Source organism: Kurthia sp. ISK08 (assembly GCF_046159805.1).
GTDB classification, from domain to species: Bacteria; Bacillota; Bacilli; order Bacillales_A; family Planococcaceae; genus Kurthia; species Kurthia gibsonii.
On record NZ_JBJXHL010000005.1, the window covers coordinates 56,254 to 74,426 of the forward strand.

General features: G+C 34.9%; 18 protein-coding genes and 2 riboswitches. Of the genes, 12 read left to right on the forward strand and 6 right to left on the reverse strand.

From position 1 onward, the window contains the following. Window positions 1-3 precede the first annotated feature (3 nt). Window positions 4-1,110, forward strand: a complete 1,107-nt coding sequence (locus tag ACKVQX_RS10375) for a hypothetical protein (protein WP_409136288.1) — start codon at window positions 4-6, stop codon at window positions 1,108-1,110. A 129-nt stretch (window positions 1,111-1,239) separates the two neighbouring features. Here ACKVQX_RS10375 and ACKVQX_RS10380 read toward each other — a convergent pair whose 3' ends face one another. Beyond that, window positions 1,240-2,451: a CynX/NimT family MFS transporter gene (locus ACKVQX_RS10380; RefSeq protein ID WP_409136289.1), complete on the reverse strand. Its 1,212-nt coding sequence runs from the start codon at window positions 2,449-2,451 to the stop codon at window positions 1,240-1,242. Window positions 2,452-2,636: 185 nt separating this feature from the next. Further along, window positions 2,637-2,817: riboswitch (Lysine riboswitch) on the forward strand. Window positions 2,818-2,952: 135 nt separating this feature from the next. On the opposite strand from ACKVQX_RS10380, the gene ACKVQX_RS10385 reads away from it, so the two are divergent. From ACKVQX_RS10385 to ACKVQX_RS10400, 4 genes are all read left to right on the forward strand, one after another. Further along, window positions 2,953-4,434: an amino acid permease gene (locus ACKVQX_RS10385; RefSeq protein WP_068456461.1), complete on the forward strand. Its 1,482-nt coding sequence runs from the start codon at window positions 2,953-2,955 to the stop codon at window positions 4,432-4,434. A gap of 331 nt (window positions 4,435-4,765) precedes the next feature. Beyond that, window positions 4,766-4,867, forward strand: a riboswitch (purine riboswitch). 142 nt (window positions 4,868-5,009) lie between these two features. Continuing rightward, entirely contained in the window at window positions 5,010-5,579 is a 570-nt protein-coding gene (locus tag ACKVQX_RS10390; protein ID WP_068456457.1) for a xanthine phosphoribosyltransferase, read from the forward strand. A gap of 15 nt (window positions 5,580-5,594) precedes the next feature. Beyond that, window positions 5,595-6,941 (forward strand): nucleobase:cation symporter-2 family protein, encoded by a 1,347-nt coding sequence (locus ACKVQX_RS10395; protein ID WP_087680951.1) that lies wholly within the window; start codon window positions 5,595-5,597, stop codon window positions 6,939-6,941. Window positions 6,942-7,031: 90 nt separating this feature from the next. Next, window positions 7,032-7,895 carry a helix-turn-helix domain-containing protein gene (locus tag ACKVQX_RS10400; RefSeq protein WP_068456450.1) on the forward strand — a complete coding sequence of 288 codons (864 nt, stop codon included), beginning with the start codon at window positions 7,032-7,034 and terminating at the stop codon, window positions 7,893-7,895. A gap of 43 nt (window positions 7,896-7,938) precedes the next feature. Here ACKVQX_RS10400 and ACKVQX_RS10405 read toward each other — a convergent pair whose 3' ends face one another. Beyond that, window positions 7,939-8,514 (reverse strand): SLOG family protein, encoded by a 576-nt coding sequence (locus ACKVQX_RS10405; RefSeq protein WP_409136290.1) that lies wholly within the window; start codon window positions 8,512-8,514, stop codon window positions 7,939-7,941. A 147-nt stretch (window positions 8,515-8,661) separates the two neighbouring features. Here ACKVQX_RS10405 and ACKVQX_RS10410 point away from each other — a divergent pair, with 147 nt between their 5' ends. Next, window positions 8,662-9,711: a 2,3-butanediol dehydrogenase gene (locus ACKVQX_RS10410; RefSeq protein ID WP_087680950.1), complete on the forward strand. Its 1,050-nt coding sequence runs from the start codon at window positions 8,662-8,664 to the stop codon at window positions 9,709-9,711. 169 nt (window positions 9,712-9,880) lie between these two features. Beyond that, window positions 9,881-10,051 (forward strand): hypothetical protein, encoded by a 171-nt coding sequence (locus tag ACKVQX_RS10415; protein ID WP_325921988.1) that lies wholly within the window; start codon window positions 9,881-9,883, stop codon window positions 10,049-10,051. 66 nt (window positions 10,052-10,117) lie between these two features. Here the strand turns inward: ACKVQX_RS10415 and ACKVQX_RS10420 are convergent, their stop codons facing one another. Further along, window positions 10,118-10,636, reverse strand: coding sequence for a thioredoxin domain-containing protein (locus ACKVQX_RS10420; RefSeq protein ID WP_409136291.1), 519 nt, complete (start codon window positions 10,634-10,636; stop codon window positions 10,118-10,120). After that, entirely contained in the window at window positions 10,633-11,796 is a 1,164-nt protein-coding gene (locus tag ACKVQX_RS10425; protein WP_121176571.1) for an acyl-CoA dehydrogenase family protein, read from the reverse strand. Before ACKVQX_RS10425 ends, ACKVQX_RS10420 begins: the two co-directional genes overlap by 4 nt. A gap of 157 nt (window positions 11,797-11,953) precedes the next feature. On the opposite strand from ACKVQX_RS10425, the gene ACKVQX_RS10430 reads away from it, so the two are divergent. The 5 genes from ACKVQX_RS10430 to ACKVQX_RS10450 all read left to right on the forward strand — a co-directional run bounded on the left by ACKVQX_RS10430 (window position 11,954) and on the right by ACKVQX_RS10450 (window position 15,691). Further along, window positions 11,954-12,709, forward strand: coding sequence for an amino acid ABC transporter ATP-binding protein (locus ACKVQX_RS10430; RefSeq protein WP_068456438.1), 756 nt, complete (start codon window positions 11,954-11,956; stop codon window positions 12,707-12,709). A gap of 15 nt (window positions 12,710-12,724) precedes the next feature. Continuing rightward, entirely contained in the window at window positions 12,725-13,588 is an 864-nt protein-coding gene (locus ACKVQX_RS10435; protein WP_087680949.1) for a transporter substrate-binding domain-containing protein, read from the forward strand. 68 nt (window positions 13,589-13,656) lie between these two features. Further along, on the forward strand, window positions 13,657-14,352 hold the full coding sequence (locus ACKVQX_RS10440) for an amino acid ABC transporter permease (protein ID WP_068456425.1): 696 nt from the start codon (window positions 13,657-13,659) through the stop codon (window positions 14,350-14,352). Between the two features lie 12 nt (window positions 14,353-14,364). Next, window positions 14,365-15,066, forward strand: a complete 702-nt coding sequence (locus ACKVQX_RS10445; protein ID WP_068456421.1) for an amino acid ABC transporter permease — start codon at window positions 14,365-14,367, stop codon at window positions 15,064-15,066. A 70-nt stretch (window positions 15,067-15,136) separates the two neighbouring features. Further along, complete coding sequence (locus ACKVQX_RS10450) at window positions 15,137-15,691, forward strand: TIGR00730 family Rossman fold protein (protein WP_068456419.1); 555 nt, start codon at window positions 15,137-15,139, stop codon at window positions 15,689-15,691. A gap of 38 nt (window positions 15,692-15,729) precedes the next feature. Here the strand turns inward: ACKVQX_RS10450 and ACKVQX_RS10455 are convergent, their stop codons facing one another. Then, window positions 15,730-15,897 (reverse strand): hypothetical protein, encoded by a 168-nt coding sequence (locus ACKVQX_RS10455; protein WP_156422380.1) that lies wholly within the window; start codon window positions 15,895-15,897, stop codon window positions 15,730-15,732. A gap of 161 nt (window positions 15,898-16,058) precedes the next feature. After that, the gene (locus ACKVQX_RS10460) at window positions 16,059-17,750 is read right to left on the reverse strand and encodes a methyl-accepting chemotaxis protein (RefSeq protein ID WP_409136292.1); all 1,692 of its coding nucleotides are present in this window, start codon (window positions 17,748-17,750) and stop codon (window positions 16,059-16,061) included. Window positions 17,751-18,173 lie beyond the last annotated feature (423 nt).

Genomic DNA, 18,173 nt, shown 5'->3' on the forward strand with positions numbered 1-18,173 from the left:
TAATTGAAGAAAAAAATATTATTTCTAAGTATTATTGTATTACTAATTATTATTGTTATCTTTTTAACAATACTTTCAAAAGAAGAAAAAAATAAAACAAAACATATAACAAAAAACCCTACAAATTATTTAACTATACAAGATGAAGAAAAAAACAAAACAATCAAATTACCTTATACAGAACCAACAAGCTATGTTACAACAGAAGAATTTATTTACGCTACTGTAGATGATCCAAATTCAGATTCTATTTCTAATCAAGTTATTCAAATAAACCGAGAAAACGGAAAGTACAAAACAATCTTTCACTCGAAATATCCAGTTGCAGCTACACAAGGTCTAAAAGCTGATAAAGAATGGATTATTTGGGTAGATGGTGATGACTTTGGAGAAAACAATACATTATATGCCTTTAACGAATTAACACAACAAACAATTTCATTTGGCTCTACAGATGATAAAATCAGTAAAGAATTCCCTGAAATCTCAGGAAAATATGTTACGTGGACAGAACATATTAAAGATACTGAAAAAACTTCAATGATTTTATATGATTTAGAACAACAAAAAGAAATAAAAGTTCAAAATATCAAAAATTATGAGTGGTTAAATTCAGACTATTTCATTAAAAATGACAACATGGTATATGTTGAAAAAGAATCAAAAACAGCTGTCCTTAAAACATATGATATTAAGAAAAATAAACTGAAATCATATCCTATTCCAACAACAGCAGCCGGATGGCTAACTCTAGTTAATCAGAATTTTATTGCCTATGTAGAATATCTAGATGACGAAGATTTAGATTTAAATAAATTAATGATTTATGATTTAAAAAATAAAAAAAATATCAATGCTTTTCCAAATAAAAATAAAGTAAATATAGGTTATCTAAAATATTATGATGAAAATTCATTTATAACATTGGAAAATAATAAATTCTATATTTTCACACTAGACAATAATCAATTTAAGAAACAAATTCTAGAATCTAAATACAATGTAAATCCAGAAAAAGAAGATATAACATATTCAAATAATGAATTTTTCATTTTACAGCATGAAGTTGATTCTGAGCAGTATAAATTAATAATTGATAGTGGCTTATAAATAATTTAAAATGAAAAAACTAGAAATGGTGTTTAATATCATCATTTCTAGTTTTTTCGTTTATTAGATAAATAATTAATTCAGGTCAGTTCCATGTATATTTCATACATAAATCCTAGCTTTTTTTAGTTAGTCATTTGTCACGTAACGATCTTTCGCTGCAATGAAGCTTGCAGTTAAAGAAATTGCGACAACGAAAATATACATAATATTTGCTGCATCGTAACTGTGGTAAATATCGTGAATGAAACCATAGAGTACAGGCCCAATAGCGGCGATTAGATAACCAAGTGATTGGGCGAAACCAGATAAGTCTGCTGCTTCGAATGAGTCGCGTGAACGAAGTGAGAAGAACATCATACACATACTAAATGAAGCACCGCCTGCAGCACCTAATAGAATCATCCAGATAACAGAATAATCTGTCCAGCCCATAATTAATCCAGCAAATCCAACGATGTAAAAGACTGCAAACATCGCAACAACAGGACGCTGGTCTTTTAGACGGCCCGCTAAAATCGGTGTAATGAATGTCATTGGAATTTGAGATACTTGCATAATGGAGAACATTAATCCAGCTTGAGCAGCTGTCATACCTTGTTCTTTAAACATCTCTGGGACCCATGCTGCAGTTGTATAGAAAATCATCGATTGGAAACCCATCGAAATCATAATGACCCATGCGAGCGGATAGCGCCACATTTGTTTCTTTTCTTTTTGAGCAGTAGTCGGTGCAATTTCTTCTTTAGAGATATTTCGTGTTTGCGGAAGCCAGATGAAAACAGCGGCAATCGCTAAAATAATCCACACACCTAAAGAACCTTGCCAACCGAATGACAATGTTGATAATGGATAACTTACACCAGCTGCAATACTGGCTGATGAGTTCATTGCGACTGTATAGATTGCTGTAAGTAAACCTACTTGGAATGGAAATTTAAGTTTGATTAGACTAGGTAATAGTACATTGCCAAATGCAATTCCGATTCCGATTAAGGTAGTACCGATAAATAATAACGATGTCACGCCACTTGAACGAAGTGCCATACCCACGACTAAGATAATCATAGATAAGAATAGAGAGCGTTCAACCGTAATTCTACGCGATATTTTCGGTACGATTGGTGACACGATAGCAAATGCAAGTAGAGGAATGGTTGTAATAAAGCCAGCTACTACATTTGAAATATGTAATGAGTTTCGAATATCCTCGATTACGGGACCAACAGATGTTAGGGGAGAACGAAGAGTTAATGCAATGAAGACGATTCCAAGTACAAGAAGCCACGTTGTCGAAGTCCATTTAAGTTTTTTTGAAGCAACATTTTCTGTAGGCGACATAACTTTCCTCCTATATGTAATATTTGATTTATCGTAACATTATGCCCCTACCTATTCAATAACAAATTCGTTTCACGAAAGTCTTAATTGTATAATAGTTGAGAGTTTTTATGTCTTGAATTCGTCTGTAGAATATATTAAGATAATAGTAGAAATAATATAAATATTGCAATGCCTCATCCGTTCGATGAGGTAGAGGTCGCAAAAAATAAAAGTAATATAGTCGAGATGTAAAAGCATTGGTGACATTATATGAAAGGATTTTTTGCCGAAGTAGTGGGTTGCTTTTACAATCAATTGCTGGGGCTGTCGCTTAATAGGTGCAGAACTGTCACATCTGTGAGGGTGTGTTGAGCTATCTTTTTCAAGGTTGATGAGTGTCATTGTGTGATTACAACCATCCAAGATTGCTTGAGATGGTATTTTTATTTTCCAGGAAATAATCACTTACGAACACCTCAACTAACATATTCCCTGCAATAAAAGGAAAGAGGAAATGAAATGAGTCGTACAAAAGCAAGTCAAGAAGCGCCTACAACTCTAAAAAGAGGATTAAAAAGTCGTCACATTATGATGATTTCACTCGGCGGTACGATTGGGACAGGTTTACTACTTGCAAGTGGTAACTCAATCGCACAGGCTGGACCAGGTGGAGCGCTATTAGCATATGGTTTAATCGGTATTATGGTATTTTTCTTAATGACAAGTTTAGGAGAGATGGCTGCGTATATGCCTGTTTCAGGTTCGTTTAGTACGTATGCAACAAAGTTTATCGATCCAGCACTTGGATTTGCATTAGGATGGAACTATTGGTATAACTGGGCAATTACAATCGCAGCTGAAATTGCAGCTGTTTCAATCGTTATGAAATATTGGTTCCCTGATACAGCTTCATGGATTTGGAGTGTATCATTCTTAGCTATTATTTTCTTGTTAAACTACTTATCGGTGAAAAGTTTTGGTGAAAGTGAGTATTGGTTCGCATTCATTAAAGTAGCGACAATTGTCATCTTCTTAATCGTTAGTATTTTAATGATTTTTGGTATCTTAGGAGGTAAAGCACCTGTTGGTTTTACGAATTTCTTTGCAGGTGATGGTCCATTCCACGGTGGATTCTTTGCGACACTCGGTATTTTCTTAGCAGCAGGATTCTCATTCCAAGGAACAGAGTTAATCGGTATTACAGCTGGTGAAACAAAAGATCCAGGCAAATCGATTCCAAAAGCAGTGAAGCAAATCTTTTGGCGTATTTTATTATTCTATATCTTAGCCATTTTAGCGATTGGCTTATTAATTCCTTATACAGATAGTCGTCTAATCAATGATGGAGAGACGGTTACGACAAGTCCGTTTACGCTTGTATTTGAAAATGCAGGTATTGCTTTTGCAGCTTCGATTATGAATGCAGTTGTTTTAACAGCGATTTTATCTGCTGGTAACTCTGGTTTATATGCTTCATCACGTATGCTTTGGGATTTAGCGATGGAAGGTAAAGCACCAAAAATCTTTAAAAAGTTAAATCGTCGCGGTGTACCATTTGCAGCTTTAATCGCAACGGTCATTGTCGCAAGTTTATCATTCTTAACATCTATTTTCGGTGAACAAGTATATATTTGGTTATTAAGTGCTTCGGGTATGTGTGGTTTTATCGCATGGTTAGGTATTGCAGCCAGTCACTACCGTTTCCGAAAAGCACTGATTGCGCAAGGGAAGAACTTAGATGAAGTATTACCATATAAATCGAGATTTTTCCCATTTGGTCCATTATTCGCATTCATCCTGTGTGCATTAGTTGTCTTCGGACAAAGTTATTTTGCATTTGAAGATGGGCAATTTAGTTGGTATGAACTACTTGTTTCTTATATTGGTTTACCGATTTTCTTCTTACTGTGGTTCGGTTATAAAATCAAAAACAAAACGAAAATGGTTAAATTAACAGAGGCAGATGTGGAACCGACTAAAAATCTTTATACAGAAGAATAGCAAAAAGCACTCGGGATTTCCGAGTGCTTTTTTATGTAGAAATAATGAATTTTGAATTATTTCCTAAAAAGAAAATCATGAATAATAGAGAAAATTATGCAAAAAATATAAACAACATTAAAATGTTATTTAAATTTATTTATTTCCTTTTTCATCCATTTTAATGGTTAATCACGAACGAAAAATTAAATAACTAATATAAATGTTCATAATAAGGCTCTATTTTCTTATTTTCAGCTTAAATATGCTCGATTCGTGTCAGAATATTTTTAATTTAAGAAATCTAGTTGTAAAAAGTATTTCCCGTGATATAATTTGTACATTCTTTAAAAAACATACACACGCATTCACTCATATAATAGTGGGAATATGGCCCACGAGTCTCTACCGATTTGCCGTAAACGAATTGACTATGAGGAAGCATGATTTATTGTCTATTTCGTATATATATGAAAAAGCTCAAAGTCATTGCTCCACTCGTAGAAGAATTGGGGCAATGACTTTGAGCTTTTCTTTATATGAGGAGATTGCATCTATTAAAAAAGGTAATTTGAATTTGAAGGGAGATCCTCATAGTGAAAGCACTTCAGGACAAAATCATTAAAGACGGTAAAGTATTATCAGCAGAAGTTTTAAAAGTAGATTCATTTTTAAACCACCAAATTGACCCAGAGTTAATGCAACAAATTGGTCAAGAATTTGCTGATTTATATAAAGATGCAGGTTTAACAAAAATCGTAACAATCGAATCTTCAGGTATTGCACCAGCAGTTATGGCTGGCTTAATCTTAGGAATCCCTGTTGTGTTTGCACGCAAACGTAAATCTGTCACATTAACAGACAATTTCTACTCAGCAGAAGTGTATTCATTCACGAAGCAAGTATCAAGCGACATTTCAGTTTCTAAAGACTTTTTAAATAAAGATGATGTGGTATTAATTATCGACGATTTCTTAGCAAACGGTGAAGCAGCAAAAGGTTTACTAAGTATCGTAGAACAAGCAGGCGCAACAACAAGCGGTATTGGAATTGTAATCGAAAAAGGATTCCAACCAGGTGGACAAGCACTTCGTGATCAAGGTCATCGTGTAGATTCATTAGCCATCATCTCTTCATTAGAAAACGGGAAAGTACAATTTGCTTAGGAGGCAACCTTTCAGATGAACAAGCTTAAACTAACGACTCTTGCGTTTCAACATCTATTAGCAATGTATGCAGGTGCAATCCTCGTACCATTAATTATTGGTGGTTCTCTTGGTATGACACCTGAACAATTAACGTACTTAGTTTCAATCGATATTTTAATGTGTGGTATTGCGACATTACTTCAAGTAATGCGCGGTAAAGTATTCGGTATTGGTTTACCACTTGTATTAGGCTGTACATTTACAGCTGTAACACCAATCATTACAATCGGTAAAGAATACGGTTTAGGTTCAATTTACGGAGCAGTTATCGCTTCGGGTGCAATTGTTGTATTAATCGGTGGTATCTTCGGTTTATTAGTTAAGTTATTCCCACCAATCGTTACAGGTTCAGTTGTAACAATTATCGGTATTACACTAATTCCAGTAGCATTCAATAACGCAGCTGGTGGCGATGCAAATAGTCCAGATTACGCATCATCAGAAAATGTATTATTAGCATTTTTAACACTTGCGATTATTATTTTATTCTATCGTTTCTCAAAAGGTTTTATGCGCTCAATTGCGATTCTAATCGGTTTATTAGTTGGTACAGTTGTTGCATCATTCATGGGATTCGTAAGCTTTGATAATGTACGTAATGCAGATATGGTACACATGGTTAAACCATTCTTCTTTGCGACACCAGAATTCAATCTTGTACCGATTGTGACAATGACTATTGTTGCGATTGTATCGTTAGTTGAATCAACAGGTTCTTACTTTGCACTAGGTGAGATGACAAAAACACCTGTAAATAGTAAAAATTTAGCACGTGGTTATCGTTCAGAAGGTTTAGCATCTGTTATCGGTGGTATTTTCAATGCCTTCCCTTATACTGCGTTCTCTCAAAATGTTGGTTTAATGCAATTAACAGGCGTTAAAAACCGCGCTGTAATCGGAATTATGGCTGTTATGTTAATCGCTCTTGGTTTCTTACCAAAAGTAGCTGCATTAACAACAATCATTCCAACACCAGTTCTTGGCGGTGCAATGATTGCGATGTTCGGTATGGTTATCTCTCAAGGTATTAAAATGTTAGGACGTGCAGTAGTAGAATCAGAAGGTAATGCGATGATTATTGCTTGTTCAGTTGGTATGGGTTTAGGTGTAACAGTTCAACCAGGCATCTTTAATTTCTTACCAGGTTCACTAAGCATCTTAACAAGTAACGGGATTGTAGCAGGTTCATTAACAGCGATTGTTTTAAATATAATCTTCAATATGATTCCTTGGAGACGTGATGAAAAAGCACCAATCGAAGAGTCGGCTCCTGTTCAAATGAAAGAAGAAGTTGTTTCTACAACAGAAAAACACGCTTAAGCGATGAAATACCTTAAAGTGCTACTCGCATTTTAAGGTATTTTTTATTATCATTAAGAGAAGGTTAAAGAGATTTGGGGTGTTTTAAAAGTGGAGTTGGGGCAAGTATTAAAAGAGATTCGCTTGAATCGTGGACATAGCCAGTTAAATGTCGCGCATAAGATCATTTCACAGGGGGTTTATTCAAAAGTAGAAGCAGGTACAAGGGACTTAGACGCAGTTGGTTTTTTGAAAATTGCGAACCGTTTGAATGTCACACCAGATGAAATTGAATTTATAAGCAATGGCTATAATTATAATGAAAAACAACAAATTTTAAATGAGTTCTTTCAACTGAATTATAATGACCCAGAGAGATTAAAAAAGATTAAAACAAAAGCGATGGACTATTTAAAACAAGGTGATGACTTAGAATTACGTGAGATTCATCTTCTTTGTGATGCCTTATTAGTCGTATCAGATTCAGAAGATTTCGATCGTGCGCGCGAACTCATTGAACCAATTTGGAGAAGGTTAAAAAAGTATGATCAATGGTATTTATACGATATTCGTTTAATTAATACGATTCTCTTTATGTATCCTCTTGATACGACGATTGCGTTTTCGCAGCGTGTACTTGAAAGGCTAAAAGATTATGAGAAGCACGAAAAGGTAGATCAGTTAAAAGATATTTATAATATCAACTTATCACTATTATTAATTAAGGCTGAACGCTATGAAGAAGCGCTTGAAGTAGTGGAGGAACGTCTTGAAAATCGCAAACGTATGAATTATACAATGTTGGCATTGCATCTTGGAAGACGCGCACTGTGTAAGAAGCTACTGCATATCCCTGGATATGAAGAAGATCAAGTATTGATGCGCTATGTTTTAGAAGCATATGAAGCGCATGATTTATTAAAACGTTTAGAAGAAGAGTTTGAACAATACACAATAGAAGGAACACAGGTTTAATCAAAAGAGGCATTTCGCTATGATGAAATGCCTCTTTGTCTGTTTAAAAATCACGTTGATTGTCCCATTCCTTCATTTGAATTTCTTCAGCAATCATTTGCAAGTCGTAAGCATCAATTTTGATACATTCATAAGCGTGATTTTCCATATACTTTTGTGCGAGTTCATACATATATTTAGGAGAACCTTCATTTTCATCATCATACACAATTAATAGTGCGTCCGAATGTGTTAAAAACCATTTGTTTTTTTCAATGAATTGCCACGGTGCTTCATAAGGTCTATTTGTAATGCTGCTTGTAAAGTTGGCGTGTTGCATGATTTCTTGATATTTCTCTTTTTTAGCATCATTCCAATTTTTCTCTTGTTCTAAAAATGGTGTGACGATGGCGAAATGTAGTTGTGGAAATTCTTTTTGTAGCGAAATGACAACATCTGCTGCCCATGTTTCGACACCTAATTGGCCACTCAACAACACCCATTCTAAACCTTGTTCGATTAAAGAACGTAGCTTTTCCTCCAAGGCCTGTTGAATGACTTGAACGCCAGGGTGCTCTTCTTGAAAAATGCCGAGTTCCTGCGCTTTATATCCTGTAAGTGCGATTTTTTTAATGACCATATACAACACCTCTCTCTTTTATTGTGCCACAATTTAATTTTAAAAAAACATTTAAATAGCAAATATAATTCTAAATATTTGTTTTTTTTCTTCTTGTTACTTTACAATAACAATGTAAGGCAATCATTTTGTAGGAGGTAGGATAGTATGAAAGCAGCAGTATGGTATGGTGTGAAAGATATTCGTGTAGAAGAAAAAGAACTAAGAGAATTACGTGACCATGAAGTAACGGTTCGCGTTGCATGGGCAGGTATTTGTGGTTCAGATTTACATGAGTATGAAGAAGGCCCTGTTTTTGTTCCTGTTGATGCACCAAATGATTTAACTGGTGAAGTCGCTCCAATTACGATGGGACATGAATTTTCAGGTGTAGTAGAAGCAGTCGGAAAACATGTAACGAAGTATAAAGTCGGTGATCGTGTTGTTGTGAATCCTACTTTAACATATGGTAAAAAACATGAAGAATTAGATATTTATGATGGTTTTAGCTTTATTGGATTAAGTGGTGATGGTGGATTTGCACATTTTGCAAATGTACCAGAAGCAAATGTATATGCCTTACCTGAGTCATTAACTTTACAAGATGGTGCATTGGTTGAACCGATGGCTGTTGCTGTACAAGCTGTAAAAGAAGCTGATATGCGTTTTGGTGATACAGTCGCTGTATTTGGTGTAGGTCCAATCGGTTTATTAACAATCATTGCAGCAAAAGCAGCTGGCGCAAGTAAAATTTTAGCTTTTGATTTATCAGATGAAAGACTAAATAAAGCAAAAGAATTAGGTGCAACCCATATCTTTAATTCAGGTAAAGTAAAGCCAGCTGAAGCTGTTCGAAAAGAAGTGCCAGATGGTGTTGATGTAACATTTGAAGTAGCAGGTGTAGGACCAACATTCCAGTCGGCTATTGAAGTAACAAGAGCGCGTGGTACGATGGTTATTGTATCGATTTTTGCTCGTCCAATTGAATGGAACCCAATGATGTTGACAAATACAGGTGTAAAAGTAACTTCTACAATTGCTTATTCACCAACTTCGTTCCAACAAACAATTGATTTAATGGGAACGGGACAAATTAAACCTCAAGGGATTATTACGTCACAAATTCATTTAGAAGAAATTGTTGCTTCTGGATTTGAAGCATTAACAAATGATAAAACGCAGGCTAAAATTCTTGTAGAATTAAGTGGAGAATTTTAAAATATTATTTGAGGAGAGAGCGTTTAGGCATCTATGTCTAAGCGCTCTTTTTTCTATTTTCTATGATTTTTTAGCAGTTTATTACCTGGGAAATAATGATATAATAATGAAAAAATACACTTTAATTTATGAGAATTTTAATAAATTTTTGAAAGAAGGGTGATGGAATATGCATGATGAAGAACCAGAATGCGAAATGGAAGAAAAACAAAAGAACGACATACAAGATGTAGCAGAAAAAGTTGAAAATTACTGTATAACACGCACAAAAAACTCAGAAGAAGCACTTGAAAGAGCTGTGTCTAATTTGATTGAAAAACACAGTCATTACAAGGAATGATCGTAGATGAATAAGCCAATACAAATAAAAGGATTAACCCGTAACTAGAACGGATTAATCCTTTTTTTATGCGAATGTATGAACTGCTTCTTCGACATACTTAGGTAGTTCACGATAAATACGGCGCTCTTTAAATGTGCATTTTTCACCATTAATAAATAGTGTAGGTACACTCTTTACACCACGCTTAATGGCTTCTGCTGTAACAGCTAAACTGATTTCTGTATTTTCTTCGATTTCTTCTTGTTCCAAATCATATTTAGAAACAAGTAAATCTTTTAATTCGTGCTGTGTTAAGTGTAGCCATTCTTCTTGTGTTTCAAATAAATCATCAATGATTCTAAGTGATTTTTCGGGCTGGTCGTATTGGAGACTAAGATGTACGAGAGTACCTAATAATAGTTCTTCACGCGGCTTATTATAAAAGTATAAAATGACTTTTGCTTTTCCCTCTTGTACTAAAGGTGGCAATAATTTTTTAGCATCTTTATAAAAGATCGCGCTTCCAGGGCAAGACATATTGTAGAAAATTTCAAATGTAACTGGTGCATCTTCTGGACCAATTAAAAAATAAGGTTGTTTCATGAATGTTTTACCTCCTGTCCTTCTTTTAATGCATTTTGTGCGAGTTTTGTAATCGTCATATCATCCATTGGTGGATTGTGTAGTCCAGCACGAACATCACGATAATAACGGTTCAATGGGTTTTGACTTTGTAAACTTTTTGCGCCAACAATACGCATCGCTAAGTCAACAATCTCAATTGCATTGTTTACGACAACATGTTTTGCTAGACCTAAATCTTGTGCAGCCGCATCATGTGTTGTAGGTTGTTCAAAATGGTCTGCAACGCTATAAAGAATGTGACGAGCTGTTTTTAACTTCACTTCGATTTGACCTAATTTATCTTGTACATGTGGTAATTCACCAATAACAGTTGGTAAGCTGTTCGGTTGATATGTGCGTGCAAAATGTAGTGCATAATCACGTGCAGCCTGTGCAATTCCTAAATAAACAGCAGGAATGTGAAGCGCCCAACCATTGATATTATTACTTCTAGGGCCATCATTCACTTCTACAAGTGCATCTGCTGGAACGATTACATCTTCTAGAATTAAGTCATGACTTGCAGTGCCTCGCATCGCGACCATATCCCATGTTTCTTCAATTGTTAATCCGTCTAATGTACTTGGAATTAAGAAGAAACCAATTGCTTGTTTTTCTTCAATCCATGCTGATGTTAAAAAATGAGTTAAGGCATAAGAGAGAGTTGTAAAACTTTTTCTTCCTGAAATATGCCAATTTCCATCAATGAACACTGCATTTGTACCAGGACGTCCTCCGCGAGTAGGACTTCCTGTTACGGCTTCACTCGCAATACGATTTACAAGTGCGCGATGTTGTGTAATTTCTTGTGCAAAATGTTGTAGCTGTTCTTCAGACCATTTCTTCTTTTCATAAATTTCACCGACAACACCAAGTTGCCATCCAATCGCAAGAGCTGTTGCACCATCGAAACTAGCTAATGTTTCTTGAAAAGAAATCATTTCTGAAATACCGAATCCATCTCCACCATACTCTTTCGGTAATGTAAGTTTGTTATAACCAATTTTCAGTAGTTCTTGAAAACTTTCGGATGGAAAACTATTTTCACGATCAGCCTCTGCACCGCGTGCTTGAATTCCCTCTTTTAATGTGTGTAATTTTTCAATGACTTCTTTTTGTGCATCATTTTTTATAAACATCGTTAATGAATTCAATTCAATCGCTCCTTTAAATTTATTATTAAAACTATCATACTACAAAATGAAAATTAAAAACATACTTTACAGGTAGGATTAATTATGTTAAATTGTCGTTATATTCTAAAAAAAGCAGTTTTATTTTAAGGTAGGTGATTTGGTGATTAAGTTGAGTGGTATTTATAAAAAGTTCCAACAGCATGAAGTGTTAAAAGGAATTGATTTAGAAGTGAAAAAGGGTGATGTTTTAACAATCATCGGGCCTTCGGGATCAGGGAAGACGACTTTTTTACGCTGTATCAATTTCTTAGAGAAGCCAGATGAAGGAACAATTGAGATTGGTTCCACTTTAAAAGTGAATGCGATAAAACCAAGCAAGAAAGATATTTTAGCGTTACGACAAAAAACAGCGATGGTTTTCCAAAACTATAATCTGTTTCAAAATAAAACAGTACTTGAAAATATAATGGAAGGTTTGACTGTCGTACAGAAAAAGTCGAAACAAGAAGCACGTGAAGTTGCAGAGCGTTTATTACATAAAATTGGTCTTGAAGAAAAGCGAGATGCTTATCCTTCTAGCTTATCTGGAGGGCAGCAACAACGTGTCGGTATTGCGCGAGCTCTAGCACTTAATCCTGAGGTCATCTTATTTGATGAACCTACTTCAGCACTCGACCCCGAAATGGTAGGGGAAGTGCTTCAATTGATGAAACAAATTGCGGCAGAAGGTATTACGATGATTGTTGTGACACATGAGATTGACTTTGCACATGAAGTATCCAATCATGTGGTATTTATGGATGGTGGTCACATTGTAGAAGAAGGAACACCAGAGGAAGTCATCGTACATCCACAAAAAGAACGAACACAACAATTTTTAAAACGATTACGAAAAAATCCAGAATACATTATTTAATAGAGGAGAATGAACATGAAATTTAAAAAATTAACAGCACTAGTGGCAACGATTGGTATTGCAGGTGGATTACTTGCTGCATGTGGTACATCAGATGAAAAAGCAAAGTCTGCAAATGGCGCGCAAATTGTAAAAGTAGCACTTAGTGATGATGTAAACCCACCATTCCTATATACAGACAAAGAAAACAATCCTGTAGGTTATGATATTGATTATTTAAACGCAGTAGAGAAGAAGTTGGATGGGAAATATGATTTTCAATATCGTTTTGGAGCAGAGGAAAGTAACTTAATCGGATTGAGTACAAAGAAATCAGATTTTGCGATTAACTGGTTTTTTAAAAATCCAGAACGTGAAGCGAAGTTCTTATATGGTAATCCAGAGTATGGCTATTCAATGACAGCATTAATCGTAAGAAAAGATGAAAAAAATATTGAGAAGTTAGAAGATTTAAAAGGAAAAAAACTAGCACCAATGGCTCCAAGTGGTGGCTTACGCACGATTTTAAATAACTATAACGAGCAAAATCCAAAAACAGCAGTTGAGATTGAAACAATCGATCAGCCATCTAATGCGGATAACTTAAAAGGATTAGCAGATGGCAAATATGATGCAGTATTTTTAAATGTTTCAACATTTAAGGCTGTACAAAAAGAATTAAAGTTAGAAGATTTAAAAGTGGGGGGTATTGTATCAAAAGAGCCAGTCTTTATCGTGTATAACAAACAAAATGAAGCAATTCAAAAAGATATTAATGAAGCGACAAAAGAATTAACAGAAGATGGTACATTATCGAAATTAGCTGAGAAATGGTTCGAAGTCGATTTCTTCAAAGATGTTGATTATATCAACCAAAAACAATACCAGTTTAACAAATAATAGAGACATCGTGACGGAAGTGTAGCGCATTTCCGTTTTTTTATTCGTATGATTGGAGGGGAAATCGAATGGGATCACAACAATGGGGAATACTATTTGCTCAAATTATGGAACGATTACCGATTACAATTGCGATGCTTATTGCCGCACTAATACTCGGTTTAATACTTGGAACAATAATCGCGATTATTCAAATTAAGCGTATTCCCTTCTTACATCAATGTATGACACTTTTCATCTCATTTTCAAGATGTACACCACTATTAGTCCAACTATTTTTAGTGTATTTTGGTGTGCCTCAACTATTGTCAGCTTTCGGTATTTATATTAATGACCTTACGCCATTTATTTTTGCAGTAGTCACATTTGCTTTACATATTTCAGCATATTTAGCCGAAGTAATTCGCTCTGCTTATTTAGCTGTCGGAGAAGCACAATTAGAAGCTTGTTATAGTATCGGTATGACGTATACACAAGCGTTACGTCGCGTTATTTTACCACAAGCTTTCGTATTGGCACTTCCAAACCTCGGAAATACCATTATTGATTTATTCAAAGATACGTCACTCGCCTTCACAATTGGCGTAGTCGATATTATGGGACAAGCGCGTCTTATTATTGGGAATAATTATGGTTTAGGTATGTTTAAAGTGTACATTATCATTTCCCTTATTTATTGGGGCGTATGTATCATCATTGAAATTATCATCCATCAAATTGAACAGCGCTTTAAAAAAGGGCGCGTGAATGTAGCGAAAACGTAGAGGAGGGAGCATATGACAGTTTTTGATTGGGAGTTTGCCATTGATCACATACCAGAAGTATTAAAGGGTGTACCCATCACTTTATTAATTGCAGTAGTATCGATTGTGATTGGTTCATTCGTCGGTTTGTTTATGGCACTTATACGTGTATACCGTGTGCCTGTTTTAAATCAAATGACATTAGTATTTATCTCGTTCATTCGTGGAACACCATTATTAGTGCAATTATATGTATTTTTCTATGGTATTCCTGCTCTTGTAGAAGCACAGGAATGGCAAGTGAATCCAGATAAAATTTCACCTTTATGGTATGCATTCATCGTCTATTCAATGAACGCTGCTGCCTATACAGCGGAGATTTTTAGAGCTTCTTTAAATTCCATTGCAGCAGGGCAACTAGAAGCGTGTCATAGTGTAGGTATGACAACATGGCAAGGATTAAGACGCGTTGTCTTCCCTCAGATGATGATTATGGCATTACCGAATATGGGGAATATTTTTGTGAATTTAATTAAATCGACTTCGCTAGCCTTCGCGGTAAAAGTAGTTGAGATTATGGCGATTGCGAAAATGTTAGCGAACCAAGGATATAACTTCTTAGAGATGTATCTTGTCGCGGCAGTAATCTACTGGGTGATTTGCTTATTACTAGAAGTAATTTTCCACTATACTGAAAAACGTCTAAGTATCTTTAAAAGAGCTGTGACAGTTTAAAAATACTTTTGAAGGTGTCCAAGCCTTCAAAAGTATTTTCTTTTATAATAAAAGAAAAGGAGGAAGTAATATGAAATCAATTGCAGTTTTTTGCGGTTCACGCTTTGGTAATAACCCAGTTTATGAAGTATATGCGAAAGAGGTTGGTACCTATTTAGCAAATGTAGGTATTCAGCTCGTGTATGGTGGTGCAAAAGTAGGGGTTATGGGAACAATTGCAGATGCCACACTAGCAGCTGGTGGAGAAGTCATTGGGGTCATGCCAAAATCATTAGAAGAAAAAGAAATTTCACATGAAGGATTGACCGAACTTCATATTGTGGAGAGTATGCATGAGCGTAAAAAGATGATGATGGATTTAGCAGATGGTTTTATTGTATTTCCAGGTGGGATTGGCACAATGGAAGAATTTTTCGAAGTGTTTACATGGAATATGATTGGTATTTTACATAAGCCATGTGCCTTGTTGAATGTAGCAGGTTATTATGAAGGACTCATTCAAATGCTAAAGCATATGGTGGACGAAGGATTTTTACAGCAGCAAACCAATCAAACGCTTATTGTAGAAGAAACAGTAGAAGCTGTGGTAGAAAAAATGGTCGAACAAAGTGCCACATTAAAATAATACAAAAAAAGACACATCGTTATATGAACGTGTGTCTGTTACTGTAATAAGTAACTATATTTATACCATAATGGTTTGACAACATATAAATAAACCGGAATGGCAATAATTAGATAAAGAAATAGTTTGAAAATCACTTTGAAAAAAATCTTGAAAAAGAGCACAAATAATAAAATCGCAACGATTACCGCGATCATAAATGACATAATGAAGACTCCTTTCTCTTCATTTACTAAGACTACATTGAGCAGTAGAAGTTGCGTCATTTTCACACATTAATTGTGAACAATTTATGTGTGTGGAAATCAAACAATATGAGAAAAGGAGAAATTCCATATGCAATGGCATTCCTCCTTTTTCTCTATAACTATACTTTAAATTGACGTACGTGATTTTGTAATTCTTCTGCCATACGTGATAAGTTTGAAGCAGAAGATGAGATTTCTTCCATTGAAGCAAGTTGTTCTTCAGAAGCAGAAGCCACATTTTGAATATTTGCTGCTGAAGCTTGTGCGATATGAGCGATTTCTTCGATTGAAGCATCGACTTCTTCCACACTTGCAGACATTTCTTCTGATACTGCTGAAGCTTCTTGCGTTTGAACGGTTACTTCTTCAATTAATTGACGGATTTTTTCGAAGCCTTCTTTTGCTTCTAATACAACTGCTAAACCTTCTTTTACTTCATCTGTACCTTTTTCCATTACGTTCACTGCATGATCAGTTGAGCTTTGAATACGTTGAATTAGTTTTATGATTTGGTCTGCGGACTCTTTTGATTGCTCAGCGAGTTTACGAACCTCTTCTGCTACAACGGCAAAACCTTTACCATGCTCACCTGCACGAGCTGCTTCAATCGCAGCATTTAATGCAAGTAAGTTCGTTTGATCTGCAATGGATGTAATCACTTCAATAATTTTGCCAATCTCTTTTGAATGTTCACCTAAATCTTTAATGACTGTTGCAGAATTATCTACAGCCGAACTAATTGAGTTCATTTGCGTATTCACTTTTTGAATCGATTGATTACCGCGTGAAGCTTCATGACTTGTTTCAACAGCTAATTCGGATACAGCTGAAGTTGTTTCCGCCACACGTTGGATACCGATTGCCATTTCGCGCATCGCAAGTGAGCTTTCGTTTGCACCTTGACCTTGTTCTTCTGCACCATTTGCAACATCTTGGATGGATGCTGTAATTTGTTCTGTTGCGCGTTTTGTTTGTTCAGCACCTGCAGTTAATTGCTCAGAAGCAGAAGCCACTTGTTGCGAGTTCATGTTTACTTGTTCAATTAAACGACGTAAGTTGCCTTTCATCGTATTGAATGAAGTAGCTAGCTCACCAATCTCATCGTTATTTTTGATTTCAATATCTTGACCGTTTAAGTCACCTTCAGCAATACGTTTTGAAGCACTTGCGATATATGTAATTGGACGTGCAATTAGTCGACCGATGAATAGCGCAATACCAATGCCTAAAAGAATCGCAATAACACCTAAAATGATTAATTGTATTGAGATTGTTTTTACTTTTGATGTAGTTGTTTTATTGTCCATTTGTAACAATTTATTTTGATGGTCCATTAATTTACTTACTTGATCATCAAATTTAAGTGCAATATCACGACCTGTAGTTGCGACAAGTTGTGTATATTCTTTTGTTTTGTTTTCTGCTTTTAATGCAAATGCATCAGCAGTAAAATCACGAAATTCTTTCTCAGTTGTACCTAAGTCTGTTAATAATTTTCTTCCTTCAGGATTTTTAAAGTTGCTTTCTAAATTATTATAAAGTGCTTGGAAGCTATCTTGTGCTTTTTGATTTGTATTTAATTGTTGTTGATCGCCAGTCAAAAGATAGCCACGCATAGATGTTATTTCTTGTTTTACGTTGATTTGTAAATCTTTAACGTCCATTGTTTTTTGAACTTTATCACTTAAAAGTTCCGTGTATTGTTTATTAATGTTATTTAGTTCGTAAAAGCTAAGCGTTGTGATAGCGACAAGGATGGCTAATACTACGATAAAGCCACCAAAAAGCTTCCTATTGATTGTCCACTTCATATGAAGTTCCTCCTAGTAAGTTGTAGTGTCATCGAATAACTTTAAAATTGTTCGTCATCTGTTTGCTATGTATCCTTAAATACCTAAAAAGAAAAATAATTTTTTAATAGAAATTTAAGTAGTTTTAATAAATTCCCTTGATGTAATTTATTAAAGAAAACAAACGAATATTGGTTCACATCGTGTAAATAAAAGCTTGCATAGATAAATCATCTTCTAAAATAAACGCTATAGAAGTTATATGTAAGTTCAAAATTAATATTTATAAAACTTGTATATAACTTTATACCTAAAATAATAAGTGGAATTCATCCTATTTTTGCAATGCTTTTTTACCTTGAATATCATACAATATACTGTGACGTAAATCTATTTATAGTCACTGGAAAATGAAAAAATTTAAAAAAGTGGGTAGTAAAGTCT